Below are 24,467 nucleotides of genomic sequence, written 5' to 3'. Positions count from 1 at the left end.
GGGGCTCCTGCGTGGCTGCACCTTCGGCAGCGACACATTCCCGGTCCCCCTCCCCTTTTCCGGCGCTCGGCTCCTAGATGCGGCGAAGCCGCTCCTGGGCATCAAGTGCTTTGGCCCAATCCTTGTAGATGGATGGCGGCGGCACACGTTCGATCAAGAGACCTGGGCGGATGTAACGCTGTTGAGCGTTCGCTGCGGCTCGCCGTCCCTCCGGATCGTTGTCTTCGGCAATCAGGAGCGTGGTGACACCCGGTGGAATGATCAGTTGGTCGAGGCGGCGGGCACCTAGCGATGCCCAACATGGAATGTCGTGCATGCGGCTGAAGGCGTCTGCCGTTTCAAAGCCCTCGGCGATGGCCAGGACCGAACCCGCTGCCCTACCTCGCCATGCGCCGCTGCCCGGTACGCCAAGCATGACCTTGCGCACATAGTGGGCGGAGGCGGGGTCGAGGAAGATCCGCTGAATGGCGACGAGCTGGCTGATTTCGCGCACCGCGACGAGCAGAGCCGGTTGATAGACGGTTCTCGGCTTCGGCATATAGGGGCATCGCGGATGATAGCGAACGTCGGGCGGCGCTGGGAGCAGATTGCGACGATCCAGATAGCGCTCAGCAAGCGTGCCGGTAATCTCGACAGCCTGGTTCCAGATGTGCGCGCCGGTTGACGGTCGGTGGTACTGGCCTTTATCGGGAATCGGATAGCGATGGCTTGATCGTACACGCCTGAGTTCGCGAAGCACATCTTCACGGGCGCAGCCTGCGAAACAGGTCACGAGGATTCCGCGATCACCCTGTCTGATCGAGAGGCTTGGGTCGCTGTCGTTATGCGCGGGGCATCGGCACATCGCGACATAGCCGGACCATTTGCCGCCGAGGGTTCCGACAATGTCGACGAGTTCTTGGGTCGGGCGCTTTGCTGTGAGGGGCATGGTACATCCTCCTTGCTCGCCCACGGCAGCCCCCCTCCTCTCCTCCATCCGGAGCCATGGGGTCGTCATGGCCTATCCTGAGGCGCGGTCGTGGAGGTGGAGCGAGTCGGGAGGCATTCGCCGACTCACTTCTTTCAAATCACATTTTGAAAAACGCCCGGCGCGCCAGCGGCGGGGTGATTCTCAGATTCTAATGATTCATAGATTCAGGGAGAGCAACTGATTGTATTTGTTAAGGGAATTGACGTCATTCCTGACCTGATGGGGGCAATTGGCTGCCTTCTTGGGGGCTTTATCCTGTCGGCATGGGGGACTTATCCTGACCCCTTGGGGTCTATCCTGTCTTCTTGGGGGAGGCCTCTCCAGCCACGGTAATATGGGCATTTTCTTGCTGTTTGACCTGTCCAATTGGGGCGTGCCCTTCGGATTGTGCGACTCAGCAGAATCGCTGGAATTTCGACCGAGTCTGACAGCGATTCTATCCTGACCTCCTGGGGGCGATTTCCGCCAATTAGCCTGTCCTGACTTGACGAGCGAGGTCAGGACAGGCAACTTTCCCCGCAGATTGGGGTGAATCGCATGGGAGAACCAGCGGAAAACGAGCACGACGTTGGCGGCGATGAAGTTTCGACCGCCCGGTCTATGCGCGTGGCCGCTGCCCTCGCCCGCAAAGGCGGCGACGAGTTCGTCAAACCCGGTAGGCTCGTCGAGGTTCGATTCGTCAAGGGCCAGTCTCTCAGTCTCACCTCATCGCGCCTGCTGGCACTGATGATCCTGACGGCGGGCGGCGATGCGTGGCAGGATATAACACACCGGATGCGAAAGGCGGATATCCGCCGCGGCCACAAGGGCAACGAACGCATCGGCGATATGCTTGAGGAGCTTCATCGCACGCTGTTCGCCGAGGACGACACGTCTTGGCGCGGGAAGCGGACAACCAAGCGTTTCAACCTGATCCAAGCTTCCTGGGAGGAAGTCGAGGAGGTCGGAGACGGCGGTAAGGAGACGGGCTGGATCGAGTGGCAGTTCACGCCGGATGCTCGCCGCCTGATTCAGGAATCCGAGACCTATGCGGTGATGAACCGGCAGGCAGTTCTTGGCTTTCGGTCCGCCTACGCGCTCAAACTATACGAAGAAGGTGCTCTTCGCCTGCATCGTCGTCAGCCAGTCTGGAAGGTCGATATGGTCGGCCTGCGTGCGGCGCTTGGGATCGATCCGGATAAGTACGGCGACTTCGCCCAGTTACGGCGAAAGGTCCTGACCGTTGCCAAGACAGAAATCGATCAGCTCGCCCATTACACGGTGGAGTGGCAGGAGATCCGACGCGGCCGCGCGGTAACCGAGATTGAGTTCCGTTTCGCGCCCAAGGACGCGCCTGCGCAGATCGCGACGGTCGATGAACTTGGTCGGCACTCAACCGGGCGGAAGGCGCGCCGGGAGGATGCGGTCGAAGAAGTCGTTGCCATTGAGAGCGCCCTCCCCCGCAGCGACGCAGTAGATAGTGCGGCGGTGGCTGACGTCCTCAAGCGCGTGACGGCGTCTCTTGCCACCCCGGAAAGTTCCGCTGGGGTGAACGCTGAGCCATGGGCGCGTTTCCCGCGGGGTAAGCTGCACTTCGGCGTGACCGAGAATGCGGCGCGCGAGATAGGGTTGCGCCACGGCGGTGGATGGGACGTCGACCTGATCGCAGACGCATACCGTGAGCATATGGGGGATCGTCTCAACACGCTCTCGGGGTCGAAACTCGAGAAGTCGTGGAAGGGATTCTGCGAGGCCTTCCTTACGCGCCGGGGACGGCCGAGCTAGAAAATTGCACGCGTGCAATTTTCCCGTAGCCCCCACCGAGTCAGGATAGGGCCGCAGGAGGGCGAAAATACACCAATCGCGGATGCTCACTTTCGCAATTCGTGATTTTCTTGACCGAAAAGCGCAAGTTGAAGTACCACCTGCTTGATTGCGAAAGGTGGGCATGTGTCTAACGGACTCGATATTGAGGAAGCCGAACGTCTCGTCTCGGTTGCAACGCTAGCTGCGCGAACGTCGTCGGTGCTGGAAAAGCTGAGGGATTCGGCGCGTAGCGCACGAGCTGATGACCGCCGCGAGCCGACTTTCACAATCAGCAAGGCTGCGGAACTGGTGAACCGCACACCGGCTGCGATTCGCGACGCGGAGAAGGACGGCCGCCTGCCAGAGCCTTCGCGAGGCGATAATAACCGGCGTGAACGCTATACGCTGGCACAGCTGAATGACATGCGGGGGGTCTTCGGGACCCGGCCATATCGGGCACCAGGAGATCCGGCCTGCGTCATCGCAGTCCAGAACTTCAAGGGCGGCGTCGGGAAGTCGACCGTTGCTGTCCATCTCGCCCAGTATCTCGCGATCAGAGGCTATCGGGTGGCGCTCGTCGACTGTGACAGCCAGGCCTCCGCGACGACGTTGTTCGGCTATGTGCCTGACCTCGACCTGACCGAGGATGACACGCTCTATCCGTTCCTCCGGGAGGATGAACGGACCTCACTCGATTACGCGCTCCGCAAAACTCACTTTGACGGTCTGGAGCTGATCCCAGCCAATCTGCGGCTGTTCAATTCGGAGTATGAGCTGGCAGCGAGGATGGCGAGGGGAGGGTTCGAGTCGCTGTTGAACCGCCTCAAGGTCGGTATCGATAGCATTGCCGATCGCTTCGATGTCATCGTGATGGACCCGCCGCCCGCGCTCGGGGCGATTTCCCTGTCGGTGCTTCGCGCCGCGAACGCGCTGGTTGTTCCGGTCCCGCCGACGGTCATGGACTTCTCTTCGACCGCGGCGTTCCTTTCGATGCTCGACGAGACGATCGAACAGCTTGCAGAGCGAGGTATGGCGCCGCAGCTCCAGTTCCTCCGATTTGTGGCCTCGAAGGTCGACGAAAACAAGTCGATGCAGAAGGAGCTGTTGCATTTGATGCGGACCTTGTTCGGCCACGCGATGGTCCGCACGCCGCTGAAGGATTCGGCCGAGATTGACAATGCGACCGCACGGCTCATGACTGTTTATGAGCTCGATGGGCCGGCCACCAGTTCGGCGGTTCGCAACCGATGCTTGGGTTATCTCGACGGCGTAAACAGTGAAATCGAAGTCGATATTCGGTCGATGTGGCCGAGCCACCAACCGGCTCTGCGAAAGGCTGCGTTGGCATGAAAATACCGAATTGCACGCGTGCAAGATCGGACGAACGGAGAAAATTGCACGCGTGCAATTTCGGTGAAGGGAGGCTCTTATGAGCAGGAAAAATAGTGGCTTTGCGGCCGATCTGGCGGCAGGGATCGACCTGTCGGATGAACCAGCGCCGCAGCGCCGAACCGGGATCGCATCGAACGTCCTGACCGGACGAGCGAACCGGCTGTCTGACCTCGCTTCGGGGGCAATCGTCACCCGGACCCACGAACTGGTCGACCCGGCGCGGTGCCGCATGTGGGCCGGGCACAACCGCGATTACGCTTTGCTCACCGAAGAGCGCTGCGCCGATCTCATCGAGAGCATCAAGGCGCAAGGTCGCCAGGAAATGCCCGCGATCGTCCGTCGCGTGTCGGGCGACGCTGACTTTGATTTTGAAGTGATCTGCGGGGCGAGGCGGCATTGGACGATTAGCTGGCTGCGCTCGCACAATTATCCGGACTTCAAGTTCCTCGTCGATATCCGGGAGATCGGCGACGAGGAAGCATTTCGCCTGGCCGACATCGAGAATCGGGCGCGCGACGATCTTACCGATCTGGAGCGGGCGAGGGACTATCTCCGGGCGCTGGACCTCTATTATGATGGGCGACAGCGGACGATGGCGGAGCGATTGAAGGTGAGCGAAAGCTGGCTCACCCGATATCTCGATCTCGCCCGACTGCCTACCGAACTGACGCGGGCGTTTTCCAATCCACAGGACCTCGGAGTCCGCAATGCCATAGCGCTCAAGGGCCTGCTGAAGCCGGATGAGCGGAAGGCGAGGGCGTTCGCCGAAGCAGCCCGGATTGCGGATGCTCGGGAAGCCGGCGCTCCAGCCCAATCAATCCTTGATGTTATCAAGGCGCTAAGCCTCGCGGTCGACGCCCCCAAGAAGACAGGATCCCCCAAGAAGACAGGAAAGGCCGAGACGGTCTCGACCGCGGCCGGCAAGCCGGTGCTCCGGATCGAGAGTGCCGACCGCAAGGGTGTCCGTCTAACCTTGCTGAGCAGGGGCGGAGCGACACGCCAGGATGCTGAGGAGGCCATCCGAACCCTCCTGGACCAGCATTGGCCTCAATAGCGGACTGTAACCGCCGATCGAGCCTGCGCGGCCAGCTTAGCCGCGCCTTGTGGAGATATGCCGAGCAAGCGGGCGATCGCGGGCACGCGCAGTCCGGGGTATGATGCCTCCAGGCGCATGAGTGTGGGCAACTTGCTCCGGCGCGTAACGCCAAGGTCTGAGGGCAGGGTGGCTACAATGCGCTCAAGCCTGTCGAGTTCTGTGAGCCCCAACGCGGCTGTGCGCCCGAGCGCGGCTTCGAGTTCCTCGGCCAGCTCGGCCGGGCCGCTCGACAGAAATTTCGGGAGCCACACAAAGGACGGAATATGCTGGAGCGTGAAGCCAGCGGCAGCCAGCGCGGTGGGGAGCATGCAGGCGAGAAGCCAGACCGTTCCGAAGCTTCTCGGATCGACGTGGAGCGTGCGCCCGTCGATGGTCGTGACGCTGCGACCCTCCGTCGGACTGATTTCCAGCTCCTTGTGGACTGCCAGGAGGCGCTCAGCGACTGATAGAAGGGTAGGGGAGGGGTAGGGGACGCAAAGTCTCTTCCGTGCCTCTCTGAACGTCTGTCCGAACCGAACCAGATCATCTCCGCCCCACATCTCGGCCTGCGCGCGATCGTCGAGCAAGGTGCGCAGCACGTTGAGTGAGGCGCGGGCGACGGAATCGCTGGAATCCTCGGCGAGCAACAGGAAATGCATGAGCGCTGCGATCGAGAGCGGATCGTTGAGACCCTCGCTATGGCGGGGTGGAGGGGTTCGACTGCAAATCCAATCGAGGAGGGCCGCTGTATCGACCGGGACACCGGCAATGCCGGCGACCGTCGCCGCGGCCTTCACGCGGGCGCGGGCGAGCCAGATATCGCGCGCCGGGCTTCCTAGAAGGCGGCCGTCGAGCCGACCAATAAGCAAAAGAGGAGGTGCTGGGGCAGGGCGAGCCATGGTGTATGCCTATCTCGTATCACAACCAAAGTCATGGGTTGGTTGTAGTCTCTCGTATTCCCTAAAAGAGGATAGTTGATAATTGCAGTTATCACATAAGCGGAATTGACCGCACCTTATAAGGCGCGATACAAGCAGCGCTGAGGAGCGCGCCGCATCGTGGACACCCAAACCGCCTTGGACGGGCCAGAACGCGCTGTGGCGCCTCCTGAGGCGTCCCTGCCGGCGGTCAGGGTGCCGGACGACCTCGCGTGGACCATCGTGCAGATGCGCGCCGGCGAGCGCATCACCATCAACGAAGCGCTGATAGCTGCCTATCAGGCGGCCTCGTCACCCCACAGCATCCGCGCGCTCAAAGCCGATATCGAGGCGTTCGACGCCTGGTGCCGGCGCACCAACCGGATCGCGCTGCCGGCGACGGCCGAGACCGTGGCCGACTATCTCGACGCGCGGGCAGGGAAGGGGGGCAAGCCTGCCTCGCTCGGTCGCTACAAAGCGTCGATCGCCAAGATCCACCAGCTGCTCGATCTGAAAGATCCGACGTCGGCGCCGCTGGTCAAGCTGCGGCTGCAGGCCGTGCGCCGTGAGAAAGGGGCGGCGCAGAAGCAGGCGCGGCCGTTGCGGTTTAAGGGGCCGGTACGTGACGTCGAGCGCGACAAGGCGCGGGGGCTCAACATCCGCGCGCTGCTCGAGAGCTGCGGAGACGATCTGCCGGGGCTGCGCGATCGGGCGTTGCTCTCGGCCGCCTATGACACCGGCCTGCGCGCCTCCGAGCTTGTGGCGGTTGCCGTTGAGCATATCGAGGAAGCGATCGATCCCGACGCGCGACTGCTGCAGATCCCGCGCCACAAAGGCGACCAGGACGGGGAGGGGGCAACCGCCTATCTCAGCCCGCGCACCGCATCGGCGATCGCGGCTTGGACTGAGGCTGCCGAGATCACGGCAGGGCCGGTGTTCCGGCGGGTCCAGGTGCGGCGTTACAAAGCGCGCGCCGCGGTGCGCGGGCGACCGATCGACAGCATCTCGGGCCGGGAGACCTGGGATCTGCGCAAGACGCTCTCCAAGCCCGCGGTGAAGGCACGCGTGGAGTATGACATCGGCGCTGTGGCGCTGCATCCGGGATCGATTGGGCCGATCTTTCGGTCAATCATTCAGCGGGCATTTGATCTCGGCGCTTTGCCCGATCTGACAGCGGAGGATCTGGCGCGATTGCTGAAGGGGATCAGCGCGCACTCGACGCGGGTCGGACTCAATCAAGATTTGTTCGTCGCGGGCGAGGATCTTGCCGGGATTATGGACGCGCTACGCTGGAAGTCGCCGCGCATGCCCCTCGCTTATAATCGGAATCTGGCGGCCGAATCGGGCGCTGTCGGGCGGCTGGCGCGCAAGCTGGAATGATGAAAAGTAGGACGACGGCGACTTCCGGCATGCTTTTATCGACGCCGCTATCGCCAGATCCGGTCGTTCATGGGGCAGGTCAACGTTTCCAAGGTAGGGCTTTCGCAATGGGCCGCGTTGGCAGCAGTGACACTTCTTACACTGGCTGCGATCGATCTGACGTGGACATTTCTCGCTCACAAGGCGCGCGCGTTCCTCCGTACCCCGCCTGCCGTGCGGCTTGCGAACAGAATTAGTGCTTTGACACTTGGAGGAGCCGCAGCGGTTATAGCGGCGCGCGACTGATAAACCAAACACGTTAGTAACAGTCTTCGTTCAGGACGGCGTCAGCTAAATGGCTTTGACCATATGAACTAGGATACCGTCAGCTATCGCCTCTTCTCGCTCTACGTCATACCCCAGCGATTTGTAGAGACGTATATTCTCTTCGAATTTCGCATTAGTGAAGAGTCTGACCGCCTCGAACCCAGCCTCTGCTGCCAAGCGCTCAGCATGAGCAACCATTTTCCTGCCGTAGCCCCTCTTTTGAAAAGCCGGAGCGACCGCAACATTTTCAATCAGCAGGTCGTCGTGACGCTGAATGATCTCCACCAAAGCGGCAACTTCATCATCTACCAGCAGAAGGTCCGCTCGATGATCCCTGATATGGGCGGCGTGGTCGGCTTTCATAGGTAAGGGTTCGCGACCAATGACCGGCACCCATTTGGCATAAGCTGCTCGTGTGACCGTGGTGACGGAATCTTCGTCAACCAGCGTCGCAATCCGGATCGTTTCGCTCATTCGCTGACTATGCCGCCGTAAATGGCGGAGGAAAAGAGCGACCATATTCTCGAAAAGGAAGGATGGTCGGGACGGCTGACTGTCGCAAGGCGTGCCCGACGGCAAGGGAATAGCTGTTTTCCCAAAATATGTTCCCGATTGCTCATTCCCGAAAAGGCCGGTTGGAGACGGAGAAACGGGACGATCCGGCCCGTGAGAGGAACCCGCCTCTGACATCCGCCCGGAGCGGATAATATGAGCAGGCATCTCCGATTGCGAGCAGCAACGAATGATGGCGAGCACATTGGCTGCTAATCCGAGTACGGTGCCATGCGCCAGTGGCAGATAGCGTGAGCAGGAAATCGCGCTGTTGGCGAGCAGACGCCGCTACGACTGCGAGCGCCTACACGTAGCCTTGCCCGTGAATTGGCACCGCGCAGCGTCAATGTGGTGTCGCCCGGGATGACCAGCACGCAATTCTGAGACAAAATGGGCGACAAGAAGCGGGACTATTTCGCATCATTCGCCGCACAACTGCCGCTGCGCCGCGTCGGGCAGCCGGAGGAGAGCGCTGAGGCCATCGCCTTTGTCATCGCCAACAACTATGTGACCGGCTCCGTGATTGATGTCGACGGCGGCTGGCACCTGGGCTGATCGGTGGCCGTCGAACCAAGAGATTGGCGCCGCAAAGGGATAACCGGTCGCCGGTTTTCGGGAACGAGAGACATCGTGATGCAAAGTCGGCGCTCAGGTCTGGACGAGTGATAGGACGCCTTGCTTCGGCGAGGCGTCCTAAGGCGCAGGAGTTCGCATTGCAGCCACCAATGTCCGAAGCGCGCTGCGGGCGTTGTTGTTGGCACGTGAACGCGCAGCATTACATCCCGGTTCGGCAGCGGACTTTGAAAGTTCGCGCGCGAGGTACTCGCGATGCAGCTACGCTGCGATGCTTGAGAACTGTTGACGATAGGCTGTTGGACTCGTGCCTATTCTCGTGCGGAAGTGATGCCGTAAGGTCTCCGCAGAACCGAAGCCGCTGCCTTGGGCGACCTGTTCTATCGAAATGGCGGTCGTCTCCAGGAGCGATCTGGCTCGTTCAAGCCTGAGGCTGAGCAGCCATTCCCCTGGCGTCGTACCGGTCGTGTCGTGAAACCGCCGAAGAAACGTTCTCCGGCTCATGCGGGATTCGGCTGCCAGCGCATCGATGTTGATATCTGCGTCGATCCGACTGCGCAAAGTATCGAGCAGTGGAGCCAGAGCGGCATTCTCTCGGACAGGTAGTGGTTGATGGACGAACTGGGCCTGCCCGCCCTGCCTGTGCGGCTGCACCACCATTCTCTGGGCGACGCGATTGGCCGCGGTCGGCCCGAAGTCCCGCCTGATCAGGTGCAGGCAGACATCCAGTCCGGCCGCGCACCCAGCGGATGTCAGAACATCGTCCTCATCGACGTACAAGACGGAGGGCTCGACGTGGATGGCGGGGTAGGTGGCCGAAAAGAACTCGGCATGTTGCCAGTGGGTGGTCGCGCGACGACCGTCTAGCAAGCCGGCGGCGGCTAATACGAAGCTGCCGGTGCAAATTGACACAAATCGACAGCCGCGCTGTTGAGCTCGTCTCAACGCTTCTACGAATGAGTCCGGAACCGGCTCGCTTACAGCCCGCCAGCCGGGAACGACAATCGTGTCGGCTTGGTCCAAAAGCTCAAGCCCTCCGTCGATCGCCAACCGTAAGCCGCCGCCAGAACGGAGGGCCGCCGCGTCTGCGGACGCAACGACCACATCGTACCACCTGTCCTCCCATCCCGACGGCGGCGGCCCCAATGTCTCAAGCGCCGTACTGAATTCAAAGAGGCAAAGTCCGTCATACGCCACGATCACGAGCGAAGGTTTCGGGGGGCGAGGAGACTTTGGCATGATCTTAACGATACATGTCATTAGTGCCGATGGCCAGCGAGCATAAGCAAGCGCAACAATGCCGCGCTCTTATTGCGCGGTGGACTTCCAATGAACGACTTTTACGATCGCTGGGCAACGTCGAGCCATCCATGGTCATGGGTGGTCGCATGATCGTGATCGCCATGCTGATGGGCCTGCTCGCCGCGCTGGGATGGGGGGCTGCTGACTACCTGGCGGGCAGTACGGCCAAATTGGTTGGCATTCGAAGAACCGCACTATTCACGCAGTCGGCGGGATGGGTGGCCGTCTCAGTTCTGATACTGGTGATGCCGCTGTTGCGAGAAAAGGCCCTTGCAGCATCTCATACGGGATGGCTGTACGGTGTCCTGGCGGTAGCGTTCAATCTCGCAGGCTCGATTTCTTTGCTCCGGGCCTTTTCTATCGGCCGCGCTTCGCTCGTAGCACCGCTGATTACCAGTTACGCCGCTGTGACCGCCTTTCTCGGTGTGGTGATAAGTGGCGATGGGCTGAGCGGGTTTCGCCTGGCCGGAATCCTCGTTTGCCTGATCGGAGCGCCTCTTGCAGCGGTTGCTCCAAATCGCCAAAACGCGCGGGGGGGCGAGGGGGTTGGCTACGCGCTCCTGACGGCCTTCTGCTTCGGCATCGGCTTCTGGGTGCAGGGCAAGTTCGCTGTTCCCGCGATCGGAGCGACACCCATGCTCTGGCTATTCTTCAGCGTAGGGATCCTCGCTCTTGCGCCGACGCTTGTGGTACGGCGGGAACCGATCTTGCCCAGCCGAGAGGCGCTTCCGCTCCTCGCGCTCCAAAGCGTGTGCAACCTCATAGGCTATGGGACCTTCGCGGTGGGTATGGCGACTGGAGCAGTCACGATCGTCACGGTCTTGAGCACTTTTGCTGCGGCCATAACCGCGATGTTTGGCCTCGCCCTAAGACAGGAGAGGTTGTCTCACACGCAAGCCGTAGGAGTGTCCGCAATCCTTATCGGCGCGGTTCTCCTTGCCGTTTAGGTCTCAGCGAAGCGCGCGCACAGGTAGTCCGCGAACGTGCGCACTGCTTCCGCGCGAAACCGCAGAGCGGCTAATCCCGATGGGCTTTCCCACTGTTCGGGTAAATGGGTAAATCACGAAACGCAGGTTCTAACGTTCCAGGAATGGGAGGCAGACCGTCCTTAGTCCATCCAGGCCGGGCCGTTCAGCCGCCGCAGTCTTTCAAGGGTGTCGACCTGGATTAACTATTTGAAGGCTGTGGCTGCGATTTCTGGAGGATGCCACCAACCTTGTCATGATCACCTTGAAGCCGAGGCCGGCGCTGGTTCGGCTGGAACGACCAATACAGGTATGGGCGATTTTTCGAGCAGTTCGTGGCACACTGAACGCTCGGTAAGCCTGCCGAGCCACGAAAGATGCCTGTGTCCTAGGACGATCGTGTCGCAGGCAAGTTTATGTGCCGTTTCAAGGATCATCGTCACCGGCTCTCCAGGGACAACGGAACCAAAGGCATTCACTGCTCTCGCGCGGAGTTCCAAAACCGTTTGCCGCACCAGACTGTCCGCGCCCTCACGCTCGATCGCGGCGGCTGGATAGTCGATCTCATCGACCGGGGTCGGCCGCGCGCCGTCGGGTTCGTCGAGGAAATATGCGGGGTCGACTGCGCACACGACATGCAGTTCCGCCTCGAAATGGCGCGCAAGATCGGCCGCAATGCCTACTACATTTTCGGTGCTTTCGGTTCCGTCGATGCCGACAAGAATTTTTTTGAACATCTGATTGCTATCTTCCTGTCCGATTTGAAGGGCCGCCACCGGGAATCATGCCAATCGTGCGCAAAGATCTGCTGCGCAGGCCGGCTGCCGAGCTCGTTGCCGGGATGAGGACGGGAGCCCCGGACGCCATTTCGAGACTTCCTGCCCTCTGTTGCACCGCCTGGGGGGCAGCGGGATCGCGTTCGATACGGTTCAGGGCTCTGCGCCGCGCCGTGAGGCGGTCCATTTCGCACATCCTGTCTGGCCTATTGTCGCGGCGAACGACACAGGCGCGCAAACACACGATAGGAAGAGCCGAAGCATCCCGCATCGCAAATGCTTTAGGGTCTGGATTAGCGGTCATCACTCCGCCCCTGTGCCAGTTGCGACCGGTTGCGACTTACCAGAAGGATCTGGGAAGGTTCGTTCCCAGCCGCCGCCCAGCGCCTTGAGAAGAACGACAAGATTGGCTGCTGCCTGGCCGCGGCTTGAGGCAAGGTCGTTCTCCCCGTCCAGCAACGCGCGTTGCACCGAAAGTATGTTGAGAAAATCCACGGCGCCTTCGCGATAGCGGCGTTCGGCGACGGAAAGCGCCAGTCTGTTCTGCCGGACTGCTTCGGCCAAACGGTCGCTCCGGCGTTGCTCGGCGTCATAGGCGGTTAGCGCGTCGTCGATTTCGTGCCAGGCCTTCAGCACGGTCTGCTGGAAACGGATCGCGGCCTCCTGCTGCTCGGCCTTGCGCAATTCCAAGGCGCCTTGGAGTCGGCCGCCTTGGAAGAAGGGGAGCGAGATGGACGGGCCGACGACGAACTGGTGCGAAGCCCAGCTGCCGAAGTTGGACAAAGCCAGCGACTGCGTGCCGAAACTGCCGGTGAGCGAGATGCTGGGATAGAAATCGGCCTTTGCAACGCCGATTTCAGCGGTGGCGCGGTGCAATGCCGCCTCGGCGCGGCGGATATCGGGCCGGCGCCGCGCGAGCTCGGACGGCAGGCCGACCGGGACACGGTCGGGAAGGGCAGGGATATCGCCAGCGTCGCCCAGCTCGCCGGCGAGCGCACCGGGCTGCTCGGCCAGTAACAGACTCAGCGCGTTGATCAGGGCATCATGCCGCGCGATCAGCGCAGGCAGGCGCGCTTCGACGGTGGCTACGTGCGCTTCGGCGTCGGCGATGTCGAGATTGGTGGTGACGCCCTGCTCGAGCCGCAGACGGGTCAGCTTGACGCTGTCGCGGGCGTCATTGAGGTTGCGGCGCGTGATGGCCAACAACGCCTGTGTCGTGCGCAACTCAACATAGTCGCGCGCGAGCTCGGCCTGCGCCGACAACAGGATCGCGCGCCGGTCCTCCAGTGATTCCTGCAGCGCGGCGTTGGCCGCCTCGACACCCCGCCTGGCGCGGCCCCACAGGTCCAGTTCCCATGACGCATCGATACCCGCCTGCCACAGGTCGTAGGGCGGTGATCCGTCCGCTCCGGGGAGGCTGGATACGCCGAACGGTGCGACGCCGCTTGCCGACTGCTGCTGCGAGCCCGCTGGACCGGTGCCCATCAGGGAGAGAATGCCGTTCGGGCTCGCGCGCTCGCGATTGTAGGAGCCGGCGGCGCCGACACTGGGATATTCGCGCGCGCCCGCGATGCGGCGTTGCGCGCGGCTCTGGAAGAGGCGCGCGGTGGCTGCCTTCACGTCCAAATTGGCGTCGGCGAGGCGGCTTTCCAGCAGGGAGAGTTTGGGATCGTTGAACAGGGTCCACCAGTCCGCAGCGATCGGAGAGGCTTCGGGGCGACTGGGGGCAGTGGCGCGGTTCATCGGCGCGAAGGCAGCCGGTGACGCGACGGCGGGCCGGTGGAAGTCCGGTCCGACCATGCAGCCCGAAAGCGGCGTGGCGGCCAAGGCCAATGCTGTCGCACAGCGCAGGGCGGAGGCAGGGCGCCCCATCACCGTGCCGTCCTGATCAGCGCCGCGCCGCCGCGTGCCGTGACATCCACGGTCGGCACTACCGAGAGCCCGACATGCAGGCGGGACGCCGCCGCCTGCCCCGGATCGATGGTCAGCTTCACCGGCAAGCGTTGCACCACTTTGGTGAAATTACCGGTCGCATTTTCCGGAGCGATTGGCGCGAGCGCGAGGCCGGTGACCGGCGCGAGGCTATCCACATGCGCTTTCAAAGTCACGCCGGGCAGGCTGTCGACCCGGACCGTCGCGAGCTGGCCGAGGCGCATACCGGCCAGCTGGTTCTCCTGGAAATTCGCCACGACGTAGACCTTGTGCAGCGGCACCACAGCGAGCAGCGGCGTCCCCGCCTCGACGATCGCGCCGACCCGGACGGTGCGTTGACCGACCATGCCGTCGATCGGCGCGCGAATCTCTGTGTAAGAGAGGTTGAGACGGGCCTGATCCAGCGCCGCCTGCGCTCGTCCGAGTGCTCCTACTGCCTTGGCTCGGCCAGCCTGCAGCACACCGAGCTGCTGCTGTGTGGCGGCCAGCGCCGAGCGATCATGATCGCTGGTCGCCAGCCGCTCGGCCAGGGTGCTGTCAGCTTGCTGCTTGTCCTGCGTCGTGCCGGCGCCGCCTGCGGATAGGTTGCGGTAGCGCACGGCGTTGGCTTGGGCGAATGCTGCGGCCGCGCGGTCGGCGCGCAGCGTTGCCTGTGCCTGTGCGACCAAGGCAGGGTGACGCGCGATTTCAGCGTCGAAATTGGCGATCTCCGCCTTGGCGACTGCGACATCGGCCTCAGCGCTGGCTAGGGCAGCCCGGTAATCGCGATCGTCGATACGGGCCAGCAGTTGCCCGGCCCTAACCATCTGGTTGTCGTCGATGAGCAGGGAAACAATCTGGCCCGGCACCCGCGGCGCTACGGTTGTCGCATCCGCCCGCACATAGGCGTCGTCGGTCGACTGTCGGCCGGAGGGCGTGGCGAGGCGAGTGCCGCCAACCGCCATGCCGGCTATGACCAGCGCGGATGCTGTTAAGAGGACATGCTTTCGGGTCGGGCGATAGGCCATGATCGTTGCTTTCGTTAAGGCTTGGCCGGCGCCGTAGGGCGCGGCGGATAAATGCGGGTGGGGAGGATCGGGATCAGAAGGATCAGGCCAAAGCCGATCGCAGCCATCACGAGGTACAGGTCCGACGACGTCAGCACGATCGCTTGGGTGTGGATGCGCTCGGCCAGTTCGGCGAGCGCTCCGGTCTCGCGGCCATAGGGCTGGCCCAGCGTGCCCAGCCGGTCGACCAGCATCTCCGAATGGTAATGCTCGCGGATCGTGCCGACCCCTTCGACGATGCCGGTACCGAGCGCGGCGGCAAACCCCTTCGTCGTGTTGAACATCGCCGAGGCCCAAGGGCCTTCGACCGGCGGCAGACCGGTGGTGGCGAGCATGAGCAGCGGGATCACGGCCATCGGCTGGCCCATGATCTGGAGCATCTGGAGAAGGTAGAAATTCTCCCGCACCCAGTCGGCGGTGACGAAGCTGGCCAGCGTGCACGAGGTCGCGACCATCGTCAGTCCGATCGCCAGCACCCAGCGGCAATCGACCCGCTCGATGTTCAGGATCGCGGCGGTGAGCGGCAGAGCGACCAATTGTGGCAGCGCCACGATCAGCGCCAGCGGCGCGGTCTCGAGCGGGCGATAGCCGCGCACCTCGGCGAGATACTCACTAGGGATCACGATCACGCCCAGGAACACGACCAGCACGCCAGCCAGCGTGATGAGCGAGTGGGAGAAATTGCGGCGCGCCAGCATTTGCAATTTGAAGAACGGAAGGGGGTGGCTCCACTCGTTCACGAGGAACAACAGCAGGAGCAGCCCGCCGCCGCCCAGCAGCACGCAGATCAGTTCGGAATTCAGCCAGTCCAGCCGGTCGCCTTGTTCCAGACCGATCACGAGCATCACGATCGCCGGAAACCCGGTGACCAGGCCTACCCAGTTGAATGTCCGGAACCGTTCCAACCGCAATGGATCCTGCGGCAGGCCCCAGCCGATCGCGACCACGCTGATCAGACAGAGCGGCACCACCTGCCAGAATACCATCGGCCAGCCGACATAGTCGGTCCACAAGGCAGCAAGCGGTGTTCCCAGGCTGGGACCGAAGGTGGCGGTTAGTGCATAGCCGGCAAGGCCGTAGATCTTGATGTTGGCGGGCAGGTAGCGCAGCGCGACCGTCATCAGCATGGGTGGCAGACAGCCGCCCGCCAGTCCCTGCAATGTCCGCAGCACGTATAGTGTGGCAATGTCGGGCGCGAACGGGCACAGGAACGCGAGCACCGCGAAAACAAGCACCGCCCCGATGGTGAAGCGCCGCAGCGAGAAGGTGACCGAGCACCAGGGCGCGAACGCCATCGCGGCCACATTGGTCGCCTCATACAGTGCGGTCAGCCAGGTGCCCTCGTCGTGCCCGATTGCCAGCGCGCCGCGGACATCCATCAGCGCGACCTCCGTCACATGCTCGTTGAGCCCCGCGGTTAGCGATGCGAGCAGGACGCCGACCAACCCGGTCGCAAGCTTGGGACCGAAGGCCGGGAGAGCAGGCGGGGCCGGGGCGGCCGGCGTGGGGGCGGGGATGGTGGCGGCCGGTGTTGCCGCGATCACTGTCATGGCGCGCTTCTTCGACAAGAGACGGGATTAGATGGCATCATGGATCTCGGTGACCAGCGGAGGACGGAACCGATAACGGTGCGAGCGATTCTCAGAAATCGACGGAGGTGCACTCGACCAGTGCATCCTGTGCACTGGTCGAAGGATCACCCGTCGTCCCCCGTATCCGGACCTCAGCCCGAAGGCTCGTCGCGCCGCCACGTACAGCGAGCGTTACCTGATCGATTGCCGCGTCCAGCGCAGTGCGACTTATTCCGAGTGCAAGCAGACGGTCCATGAGTTCGCCCACGCGGTGGTCGCCGCGGCGCAAGGCGCTCGCCAGCAAGCGCAGCATGTCCAGCCGCTCGTTCGCAAGGGGAAGGACCCTTGGCGTTCCCGTGAGCCAAGCTAGCGTCGACAGGAGACGAATGAAGAAAGAAGGTGACGCTGCCAGGATTGACGACAGACTGTCTTCCCAGCCGGGTCGGAAGGCTTCGTCATATCCGATTCTCAGCGCCAATATTTCGAGTTCGGTCAGCGGCACGATCGCGCTAGAGCCCTGATTGCCCGACCCCGCCGTTCAAAGCTGGGCGGTTGGCGCAATTTGCCGGAGTGACGGCGTACAGAAGATGGGGAGCGCCTTTCACTGAAAGCGCCGGGGTTCATGACGGTTGCGGTCGATTTGCTTCGCCAGCATGAGAAGCGCGAGAACAAGCGCACCCGGCACAATCATCCGGTTAAATTCAGCTGCCAATACTGCCTGCAGTGTGCAGACCGATAGCACCGCCAGGCCGATCGTTAAGCCGATGCTCTGGCTGGATCGCCGAAGCAGCAGAACAGCCGCCGCCCACTGCATCGCGATGCTCGCTTCTTTCATGATCGCAGGACCGGTGACGGCGCCAAGACCATGGGCCATCAGGGCGACTGCCAGGAACCAAGCCCAGAGGCGCGTCCAGGCGATCCGTCTGGCCATATGTTAGCGAACCACGGGCAATGGAGCGGTGCGGGCCTTGGGGAACGGCCCGCACCGGGCAGCGATCGTGGGCCCTTGGGGGCGAGGGGACACCCAAAAGCGCTGCCAACTTTGACCAATTTTCGGTGAGTCTTGGAGAATGCGCGGTTCCGTGGCGTAAAACACCGGGATCTTAGCGATCGACATCCTCACCTCCTACGTCGGTTGAGAAGGTCGATATCCGCTCCCGAAGACGCTGGAAATCGACTGTCATGCACTGTTCCAATGCGCGTGGTGCACTGGCAGCAGCGCCGCGGGACGATCAAGAGTCTTTAGGCTAGCGCAGTGGACGCAAGCGCAACTTTGGCGGAGGAACCGGTAAATGCCTCTCGAATGCTATCGCGGATCAGCGCATGGAGAGACATCGAACCAGCTCGGCGTTGCGCCTGGCATCATGACTGGACAACCCCGGATGGAGTATCCCGACCTCAATCTGCTGATCGCGCTCGACGCCTTGCTCCAGGAAGAGAGCGTGGTGGGAGCCTCGCGCCGCATGGAACTGAGCCCGCCTGCCATGAGCCGGACACTCGCGCGGATTCGTCGGGTGTTTGACGATCCGATCCTGGTGCTGGCCGGACGTAAGATGGTCCCGACGCCCCGAGCGGAGGCGTTGCGCGATCCGGTTCACAGCCTGGTCAGCCAGGCGCTGGGATTGATGCAGGCCGAGCGCGAAAGTTCGATACGAAATCTCCTGCGCAGCTTCACCATCCGCGCCAACGACAGTTTCATCGTCGCCTTCGGCCCGGCGTTGGTCCGTCGCCTGAGCGATGCGGCACCCGGTGTCTCAGTCCGTTTCACGCCGGAAGTGGGGGAGGATGACGACGCCTTGCGAGAAGGCCAGGTCGATCTGTTCATCGGTGCCACGGAAGCGCTGGATCCGGAGGTGCGCGTGCAGACCTTGCTGAAGACCGCGATGGTTGCCGTCGCGTGCGAGACCCACGCACTGTTTGGCGATGCGATCACGCCGGAACGCTTCGTTGCCTATGACCACATCGTGGTCTCACGGCGGGGGCGGCTGAGCGGGCCGATCGACGTTGCTCTCTCCCATCTTAATCTGCGCCGTCGGGTCGCCTTGACCGCGCCTACCTTTTCCACCGCGCTTCTGCTGTTGGGCGGCAGTGATCTGGTCCTCCCGTTGCCCGATCTCTACCTGCTGGGCGATCACAGCGTTCCGGCCGGCCTTCGCGCTTTCCCGATTCCGTTGGACCTGCCGCCGGTCACGATACGGCAAGCCTGGCACCCCCGTTTCGAGACGGATTTCGCGCATCGCTGGCTGCGTGAGACGATCCGCGACCTTTGCCTGAAGGCGCGGCCGTCGGCGCAACTCGGTCCCTAGGGGCGCTGCGGGGCCTGGTCAGGTCAGCCGCCTTCTCAGCAGGACTCCGCCGACCGCGCAAAGCAGCATGAAGACGCCAGCGACCAGAAACGCGTCGCTATAGGAAAGGAGAAGCGCTTCGTGGTGAACGACCTTGTCCAAGAGGGACAGCGCCTCAGCACGGTACGGGGCAGCGTCACTTCCCTGTAGCGCGGCGTGACGATCTACCGCCTGGTGCCGCAACACCGCGACGAGCGCCACCATCCGTTCCTGGAACGCGACTGAGAAAGGCGTGATCGCTTCGCCGATCCGCTCGGCATGGAATTTCTCGCGCTCCACGACGAACTGACTCGCGAGTGCAATGCCGATGGCCCCGCCCACGTTTCGGACAGTGGAGAACAATGCCGATGCCGAGCCCAGCTCGGATTTTTCCAGCCCCTCCACCGCCATTACCCCCAGCGCAACGACGATGAACGACTGACCGATCCCGCGCACGATGAGCGAGGGGACGATGACGTTTGCGGCGGCGTCGCCGTCGAGGTGGATGTTCATCAGGCAGCCTGCCGCCATGATCACAAATCCTAGGATGATCACGGCGCGTACGCTGGTCCACCGCATCAGCCGCGGCGTCGCAAAGGACATGACGAACTGAATCAGGCCATAAGGAATCATCGTCAACCCGATCTGCTCGGCATTATAGCCGTGCGCTTCGGCGAAATAGTTGGGGACGAGGAACACCACGCCGAAAACCACCGCACCGAAGGTGAACTGCATCAGGCTCGCCAGCCCGAAATTGTACCGGGCCAACAGGCGCAGGTTGATGAAGGGGTCCCGTCGACGCAGCTCGATGGCGACAAAGGCGGCCAGACCCAGGATAGCGACGATCGCGGCATTTGTGATGAGCGGTGAAGCAAACCAGTCCTTGCGCTCCCCTTCCTCCAGCATGACCTGCAGTGCCGACAATCCCAGCGCCATGGCAATGATCCCGCCCCAGTCACCGTTGCGTAGCGTGCCGAACGCCGTGGGGGAACGTGGGGTCGACCAGCCGATCGCCGCCAGCAGCAACAGGCCGGGCGGAATTTGGAGATAGAAGATCCAGCGCCAACTATAGGCCTCGGTCAGCCAGCCGCCGAGCGAGGGGCCTGCCGCCTGCGCCACATTGTTGGCGACGGCGAACAGCGCCATGCCGAACGGATGCCGCGAAGGCGGCAGTTCCGAAACGATGATCTGAAAGGATAAGGGAATGAGGACGCCGCCGAACGCGCCTTGGAGCGCACGGGCGACGATCATCGTGCCGATATCAGGCGCCATCGAACACAGGATTGAGAACAGCACGAAGCCGCCGGTTCCGACCATTAGCACGCGCCGCATGGAGAACACCTGGACCAGCCAGCCGGTCATTGGGATGATGATGATCTCGGCCACTAGATAGGCGGTGGTGATCCACGATCCCTCCTCGAACGAAGCCCCCAGCGACCCACGCACGTCCGGTAGCGAGGCATTGGTCACATGGACATTCATCCCCGCCATGAAGCAGCCGACCACACCGCCCAGCACTGCAACCCAGGCACGCAGCGAGACGAAGTCTGCGCGCTCTTCCGGCTGTGCCTCCGCGCTCATGGCCGCGCGCTGCGCGTGTCGACGACGGTTTCCACCGACATGCCCGGTCGCAGCCCAGCCGCACGCGCCTGCCCCGGATCGAGCGTGATCCGAAGCGGCAGACGCTGCACGATCTTGGTGAAATTGCCCGTGGCATTGTCAGGCGGCAGCAGCGCAAACTGCGCGCCCGTTGCCGGCGCGAAACCGTCGACCCTGCCGTGAAGCGCCGCGCCGCCAAACGCGTCGATCCGGATGCTGACGGGTTGACCGGGCCGGATGCGCTCGGCCTGCGTTTCCTTGTAGTTCGCAACGACATAGGGTCGCATCGGCACGACTGCCATGAGCGGCGTGCCGATATCAGCATATTGGCCGACCCGCGCCACGCGCTGCCCGACCTGGCCGTCCACAGGAGCCCGGATGACGGTTCTCGCCAGATCGAGCTGCGCGGCATCGCGGGCCGCCTGCGCCTGGCGCACCATGCCCAGCGCCTTGTCGAGATCGGCCATGGCTGCTTGGCGCCGCATTGCCAGCACCGGCAAGAGAGCACGGGAGGCCGCGAGGCCGGCGCGAGCTTCGGCGGCGCCGGCGCGAGAGCGCTGTGCTGCGGCCGCGGCCGCCTCAAGCGTCTGGTCGCTTCCAACCTCCTGTCGTACGAGGATCGTCTGCCGTCGGTACTCCAGATCGTTGAAACGTGCGTCCGCAGCGCGCGACGCGATGGTGGCCTTGCCTTGCGCGATCACGCTCTGCTGTTGGGCTGCCTCGGCTTCGATCCCGGCGATATGCGCGCGCTGCGCCTTCATCTCGGCGTTTGCTGCGGTGATGGCCGCCTCAGCCTGCGCCAGTTTCAGTCGGTAATCCCGGTCTTCGATCCGCGCGAGGACTGCACCGGCGCGAACATGCTGATTGTCGGCCACCTCGACCGCGACAATGGTTCCGCCAACGCGCGCCGAGATGGTGACCGTATCGGCACGGACATAGGCATTATCGGTTTCGACCATGAAGCGGCCGATTATCCACCAGTGGAGGCCATAGGCGCTGCAGGCGATCAACGAAGCGGCAGCGGCTCCAAGCGTGAGTGCGCGCTTGGGGGCGAAGCGTCGGGCAGAAGGTGCGCGGACTGGAACGGTACTATCGGTCATGACGCGATCACTTGCTGGAGAGAAACGGTGTGTCGGCGAGCGACGATCGGTCGGGAGTCGGCATGCGAACAGCGGGGGCGTTCTCCCAACCGCCGCCCAGGGCTTTGAAGAGCGCGACCTGCGCACGCGCGATGTCACTGTCTGCCTGGGCGGCTGCCGATTGCGCCTCGATCGCCGCTCGTTCTGCCTCCAGTGCCTCCAGCGCGGTAGCCGCGCCGGCGGCACGTTGAAGCTCCATAAGTCGTTCGGCACGCAGACTGCGTTCTACTGCCGTTCGCAGATCATCCTGGCGGCGCAGAAGCGCGGCATAGTCCGTCGCACGCTGGCGGATCTCCTTGAGCGCTGCGAGGATGACCCCGTCAAAAGCGGCGAGCGCGGCAGCCTCGTCGGCCCTCGCGGCGCGCAGCCTTGCGCGCGCGGCATTGCTGTTGGGGAAGCTCCAGCTCAAGAGCGGGCCGACGCGCCAGACCTGGTTGATCCGGTCCCCAAGCCCACCGGGCGTGGGCGAGGAATCGGCAACCATGCCGCCGATCACGATGCGAGGGTAGAGATCCGCCACGGCGACGCCGATACGCGCGGTGCTGGCCGTGAGCTTTTGCTCAGCTGCCCGTACGTCAGGGCGACGGCGCAGCAGCGCAGCGCCGTCTCCCATCGGGCCGATAGCGGTGATTATCGGCAATTGACGGCACGCGGTCGCCGCGGAGGGAACGTCGGTCGGAGATCGGCCTGCCAGGACAGCCAGTTCCGCGAGTGCATCCTGCCGCCCAGCATCGAGCATTGGGATCGCCGCACGCGTCTGGGCCACCAGCGTATCCGCTCGCAGGACGTCTGCAGGAGTGGCGCTGCCAACCGCCCGAAGCCGCTGGAGGAGCTCGCGTCCACGCTCGGCCAGGGCCAGTGATTGCCGGGCAACATCTCCTCGGCGGGCGAAACCGCACGCGTCGAGCCACGCGCCTGTGACTCCCGCCGCGACCACAACCCGGACTTCGTCTTCCAGCGCGGCGGACATGCGCGCATCAGCTCGCGCTGCCCGGACGGTCGATCGCAGGCGCCCGAACAGGTCCGGCTCCCAGGCAAGATCGGCACCCAGATCAAAGCGCCCTCCCGTGCGGATGGCACTGCCATCATTCCCGGCGGCGGCGATCTGGTCCTGTAACGTGCTGCCATAGCCGGCGCCTGTCGAGATGGCGGTTTGCGGCAGGGTATCCGCGCGGGCCTGTCCCAGTATCGCCTGCGCCCTCAGCAGATTGGCTTCCGCCGCGCGTAGATCACGATTGTTGGTCAGCGCCTCCTCCACCAGCGCATCGAGCGCCGGTTCTCGATACAGATGCCACCATTGCGGCGGAGGCGCCTTCCCTTCCGTCTCTTCGACGCTTGTCGTGGAAGAGGGCACGGCAACGGTCGTGCGCGGCGGGACAGATGGTGCCGTGGCACACCCACTCGCCAGCGACGACGAAAGCATCGCGGCCAGGACGCCGAGCGGGAGGTGTTCGCGCTTGAAATGCTGACTTCGCATGGCTGCGATCGTTACGGTTTCAACCGCTGGCTATCTCCCGAGCATTGGACAACAATCGTCGCAATATGGACATGATTCGTACTCTGGAAGATTGTGAGGGCGCGCTGCGACCTGTGGCGGCGCTGGCAAGCGACCATCCCGATGGCGAGCATGTCGCGCCGCACAGCCATCCACGAGCGCAGCTGATCCACACGCTCGGCGGCGTGATGACGGTGACGAGCCGGGAGGGAAGCTGGATTGTGCCGTCCGGTCGGGCGGTATGGATGCCCCCGCATGAGTCCCATTCGATCCGGATCGCCGGCGATGTTTCAATGCGCACCGTGTTCGTGCGGCGGGATGCCCGAGCCGGCCTGCCACAAACCAGCGAGGTGATCGAGGTCTCGCCGTTTCTTCGGGAAGCTATCGTAGCGGCTACCAGCATTCCGTTGGAATATGCACCGGGCAGCCGGGATGAACGGGTGATGGAGCTGATCCTAGACGAGATCGAGGCCGCGCCAAGACTGTACCTGCATGTCGACATGCCGCGCGATCCACGGCTGCTCCGCCTCTGCGAACGGGTGATTGGCGATCCGTCGACGCCCTGCACGCTGGAGGGGTTGGCGGCGGAAATCCATGTCAGCGGAAGGACACTCGCACGATTGTTCCATCGCGAGCTGGGAATGAGCTTTGGCCAATGGCTGCGGCGCACACGTCTGCTGCTCAGCATCCCCCGCCTGGCGGCCGGCGCATCGGTTCTCGAGGTGGCGTTGGAGCACGGGTATGACAGCCCCAGCGCGTTCGCGGCGATGTTTCGACGAACGCTCGGCGTGGCGCCGACAGTCTATCTGTCACGCCATCGCGGCTGATCCAGGGTCAATCCTGCCGAATGTCCGCGACGATGCCGCCCGTGATCGTCACCAGCCTGCCCGGGGTCGTCTGAAACGCGTGCGTGGGGGAGCCGGCTGCGGCCCACAGAATCTCATACGGCAATAGAGTCTGATCGATGACGATTGTCGTCGAAGCGCGATGGCCGACCGGCGAGACGCCGCCCACGGTGAATCCGGTATTGGCTTCGACCCACGCGGCATCCGCGGGTTTGACAGCACGCCCGAGCACGGCGGACACCTTTGCCCGATCGATCCGGTTCGTGCCGGACGCGATCACCAGCACGACCTCGTCTCCCGCACGAAAGACGATCGACTTTGCGATCTGCGCGATCGAGCACCCGACAGCTGCCGCCGCGTCCGCAGCACTGTGCGTACCTGCGGGGAACTCCGCGATGCTGTCTTCATGATCTGCCGCCGACAAGGCCTGCCTTACGCGATCAACAGCCTTCATGATCGTCTCCTTTCTTCGCTGGCGCGTATTTTAGCTCGCTCGTGCCGGGCATGCGCGTTCGAGGCGGAC

22 protein-coding genes are annotated in these 24,467 nt (G+C 63.2%); 8 read left to right on the top strand and 14 right to left on the bottom strand.

All coding sequences use genetic code 11. From position 1 onward, the window contains the following. Positions 1 to 73 precede the first annotated feature (73 nt). On the bottom strand, positions 74 to 928 hold the full coding sequence (locus LHA26_RS19305; RefSeq protein ID WP_252169003.1) for a DUF7146 domain-containing protein: 855 nt from the start codon (positions 926 to 928) through the stop codon (positions 74 to 76). 579 nt (positions 929 to 1,507) lie between these two features. On the opposite strand from LHA26_RS19305, the gene LHA26_RS19300 reads away from it, so the two are divergent. From LHA26_RS19300 to LHA26_RS19290, 3 genes are all read left to right on the top strand, one after another. Next, positions 1,508 to 2,734 carry a replication initiation protein gene (locus tag LHA26_RS19300; RefSeq protein ID WP_437441275.1) on the top strand — a complete coding sequence of 409 codons (1,227 nt, stop codon included), beginning with the start codon at positions 1,508 to 1,510 and terminating at the stop codon, positions 2,732 to 2,734. Between the two features lie 165 nt (positions 2,735 to 2,899). Then, the gene (locus LHA26_RS19295; RefSeq protein ID WP_252169002.1) at positions 2,900 to 4,105 is read left to right on the top strand and encodes an AAA family ATPase; all 1,206 of its coding nucleotides are present in this window, start codon (positions 2,900 to 2,902) and stop codon (positions 4,103 to 4,105) included. A 79-nt stretch (positions 4,106 to 4,184) separates the two neighbouring features. Further along, positions 4,185 to 5,201, top strand: a complete 1,017-nt coding sequence (locus LHA26_RS19290; protein ID WP_252169001.1) for a ParB/RepB/Spo0J family partition protein — start codon at positions 4,185 to 4,187, stop codon at positions 5,199 to 5,201. On the opposite strand, the gene LHA26_RS19285 is transcribed toward LHA26_RS19290, so the two are convergent. Next, positions 5,195 to 6,121 (bottom strand): hypothetical protein, encoded by a 927-nt coding sequence (locus LHA26_RS19285; protein WP_252169000.1) that lies wholly within the window; start codon positions 6,119 to 6,121, stop codon positions 5,195 to 5,197. The genes LHA26_RS19290 and LHA26_RS19285 overlap by 7 nt on opposite strands. Before the next feature lie 159 nt (positions 6,122 to 6,280). Between LHA26_RS19285 and LHA26_RS19280 the strand changes: the two genes are divergently transcribed. After that, positions 6,281 to 7,519 (top strand): site-specific integrase, encoded by a 1,239-nt coding sequence (locus LHA26_RS19280; RefSeq protein WP_252168999.1) that lies wholly within the window; start codon positions 6,281 to 6,283, stop codon positions 7,517 to 7,519. A 330-nt stretch (positions 7,520 to 7,849) separates the two neighbouring features. Here the strand turns inward: LHA26_RS19280 and LHA26_RS19275 are convergent, their stop codons facing one another. After that, the gene (locus LHA26_RS19275) at positions 7,850 to 8,299 is read right to left on the bottom strand and encodes a GNAT family N-acetyltransferase (RefSeq protein WP_252168998.1); all 450 of its coding nucleotides are present in this window, start codon (positions 8,297 to 8,299) and stop codon (positions 7,850 to 7,852) included. A 468-nt stretch (positions 8,300 to 8,767) separates the two neighbouring features. On the opposite strand from LHA26_RS19275, the gene LHA26_RS19270 reads away from it, so the two are divergent. Then, positions 8,768 to 8,932: an SDR family oxidoreductase gene (locus LHA26_RS19270; protein ID WP_252168997.1), complete on the top strand. Its 165-nt coding sequence runs from the start codon at positions 8,768 to 8,770 to the stop codon at positions 8,930 to 8,932. Positions 8,933 to 9,211: 279 nt separating this feature from the next. Here LHA26_RS19270 and ftrA read toward each other — a convergent pair whose 3' ends face one another. After that, the gene (ftrA, locus tag LHA26_RS19265) at positions 9,212 to 10,189 is read right to left on the bottom strand and encodes a transcriptional regulator FtrA (protein ID WP_367890760.1); all 978 of its coding nucleotides are present in this window, start codon (positions 10,187 to 10,189) and stop codon (positions 9,212 to 9,214) included. Between the two features lie 149 nt (positions 10,190 to 10,338). Here ftrA and LHA26_RS19260 point away from each other — a divergent pair, with 149 nt between their 5' ends. After that, positions 10,339 to 11,199, top strand: a complete 861-nt coding sequence (locus LHA26_RS19260) for an EamA family transporter (RefSeq protein ID WP_252168995.1) — start codon at positions 10,339 to 10,341, stop codon at positions 11,197 to 11,199. A gap of 278 nt (positions 11,200 to 11,477) precedes the next feature. Here LHA26_RS19260 and LHA26_RS19255 read toward each other — a convergent pair whose 3' ends face one another. The 6 genes from LHA26_RS19255 to LHA26_RS19230 all read right to left on the bottom strand — a co-directional run bounded on the left by LHA26_RS19255 (position 11,478) and on the right by LHA26_RS19230 (position 17,473). Further along, complete coding sequence (locus LHA26_RS19255) at positions 11,478 to 11,993, bottom strand: universal stress protein (protein WP_252168994.1); 516 nt, start codon at positions 11,991 to 11,993, stop codon at positions 11,478 to 11,480. Positions 11,994 to 12,296: 303 nt separating this feature from the next. Continuing rightward, entirely contained in the window at positions 12,297 to 13,865 is a 1,569-nt protein-coding gene (locus LHA26_RS19250; protein WP_252169029.1) for an efflux transporter outer membrane subunit, read from the bottom strand. Next, on the bottom strand, positions 13,865 to 14,932 hold the full coding sequence (locus tag LHA26_RS19245) for an HlyD family secretion protein (protein WP_437441274.1): 1,068 nt from the start codon (positions 14,930 to 14,932) through the stop codon (positions 13,865 to 13,867). Before LHA26_RS19245 ends, LHA26_RS19250 begins: the two co-directional genes overlap by 1 nt. A gap of 14 nt (positions 14,933 to 14,946) precedes the next feature. Further along, positions 14,947 to 16,521 carry an MFS transporter gene (locus tag LHA26_RS19240; RefSeq protein ID WP_252168993.1) on the bottom strand — a complete coding sequence of 525 codons (1,575 nt, stop codon included), beginning with the start codon at positions 16,519 to 16,521 and terminating at the stop codon, positions 14,947 to 14,949. 91 nt (positions 16,522 to 16,612) lie between these two features. Further along, complete coding sequence (locus LHA26_RS19235) at positions 16,613 to 17,044, bottom strand: hypothetical protein (protein WP_252168992.1); 432 nt, start codon at positions 17,042 to 17,044, stop codon at positions 16,613 to 16,615. A gap of 99 nt (positions 17,045 to 17,143) precedes the next feature. Next, entirely contained in the window at positions 17,144 to 17,473 is a 330-nt protein-coding gene (locus LHA26_RS19230) for a hypothetical protein (protein ID WP_252168991.1), read from the bottom strand. Positions 17,474 to 17,924: 451 nt separating this feature from the next. Between LHA26_RS19230 and LHA26_RS19225 the strand changes: the two genes are divergently transcribed. Further along, positions 17,925 to 18,848, top strand: a complete 924-nt coding sequence (locus LHA26_RS19225) for a LysR family transcriptional regulator (protein WP_252168990.1) — start codon at positions 17,925 to 17,927, stop codon at positions 18,846 to 18,848. An 18-nt stretch (positions 18,849 to 18,866) separates the two neighbouring features. On the opposite strand, the gene LHA26_RS19220 is transcribed toward LHA26_RS19225, so the two are convergent. From LHA26_RS19220 to LHA26_RS19210, 3 genes are read right to left on the bottom strand one after another with little or no spacing between them, the layout of a single operon-like run. Continuing rightward, positions 18,867 to 20,447 (bottom strand): DHA2 family efflux MFS transporter permease subunit, encoded by a 1,581-nt coding sequence (locus LHA26_RS19220; RefSeq protein ID WP_252168989.1) that lies wholly within the window; start codon positions 20,445 to 20,447, stop codon positions 18,867 to 18,869. Continuing rightward, positions 20,444 to 21,565, bottom strand: a complete 1,122-nt coding sequence (locus LHA26_RS19215) for an HlyD family secretion protein (RefSeq protein WP_252168988.1) — start codon at positions 21,563 to 21,565, stop codon at positions 20,444 to 20,446. The genes LHA26_RS19220 and LHA26_RS19215 overlap by 4 nt, the downstream gene beginning before the upstream one ends. Before the next feature lie 7 nt (positions 21,566 to 21,572). Then, positions 21,573 to 23,081, bottom strand: coding sequence for an efflux transporter outer membrane subunit (locus LHA26_RS19210; RefSeq protein ID WP_252168987.1), 1,509 nt, complete (start codon positions 23,079 to 23,081; stop codon positions 21,573 to 21,575). A gap of 65 nt (positions 23,082 to 23,146) precedes the next feature. Between LHA26_RS19210 and LHA26_RS19205 the strand changes: the two genes are divergently transcribed. Further along, complete coding sequence (locus tag LHA26_RS19205) at positions 23,147 to 23,926, top strand: AraC family transcriptional regulator (protein ID WP_252168986.1); 780 nt, start codon at positions 23,147 to 23,149, stop codon at positions 23,924 to 23,926. A 7-nt stretch (positions 23,927 to 23,933) separates the two neighbouring features. Here the strand turns inward: LHA26_RS19205 and LHA26_RS19200 are convergent, their stop codons facing one another. Beyond that, entirely contained in the window at positions 23,934 to 24,398 is a 465-nt protein-coding gene (locus LHA26_RS19200) for a YbaK/EbsC family protein (protein WP_252168985.1), read from the bottom strand. Positions 24,399 to 24,467: the final 69 nt, after the last annotated feature.

Source organism: Sphingomonas morindae, assembly GCF_023822065.1.
GTDB classification, from domain to species: domain Bacteria; phylum Pseudomonadota; class Alphaproteobacteria; order Sphingomonadales; family Sphingomonadaceae; genus Solisphingomonas; species Solisphingomonas morindae.
Note: the sequence above shows the minus strand (reverse complement) of the source record. Positions and strands in the feature narration are given on the sequence as shown.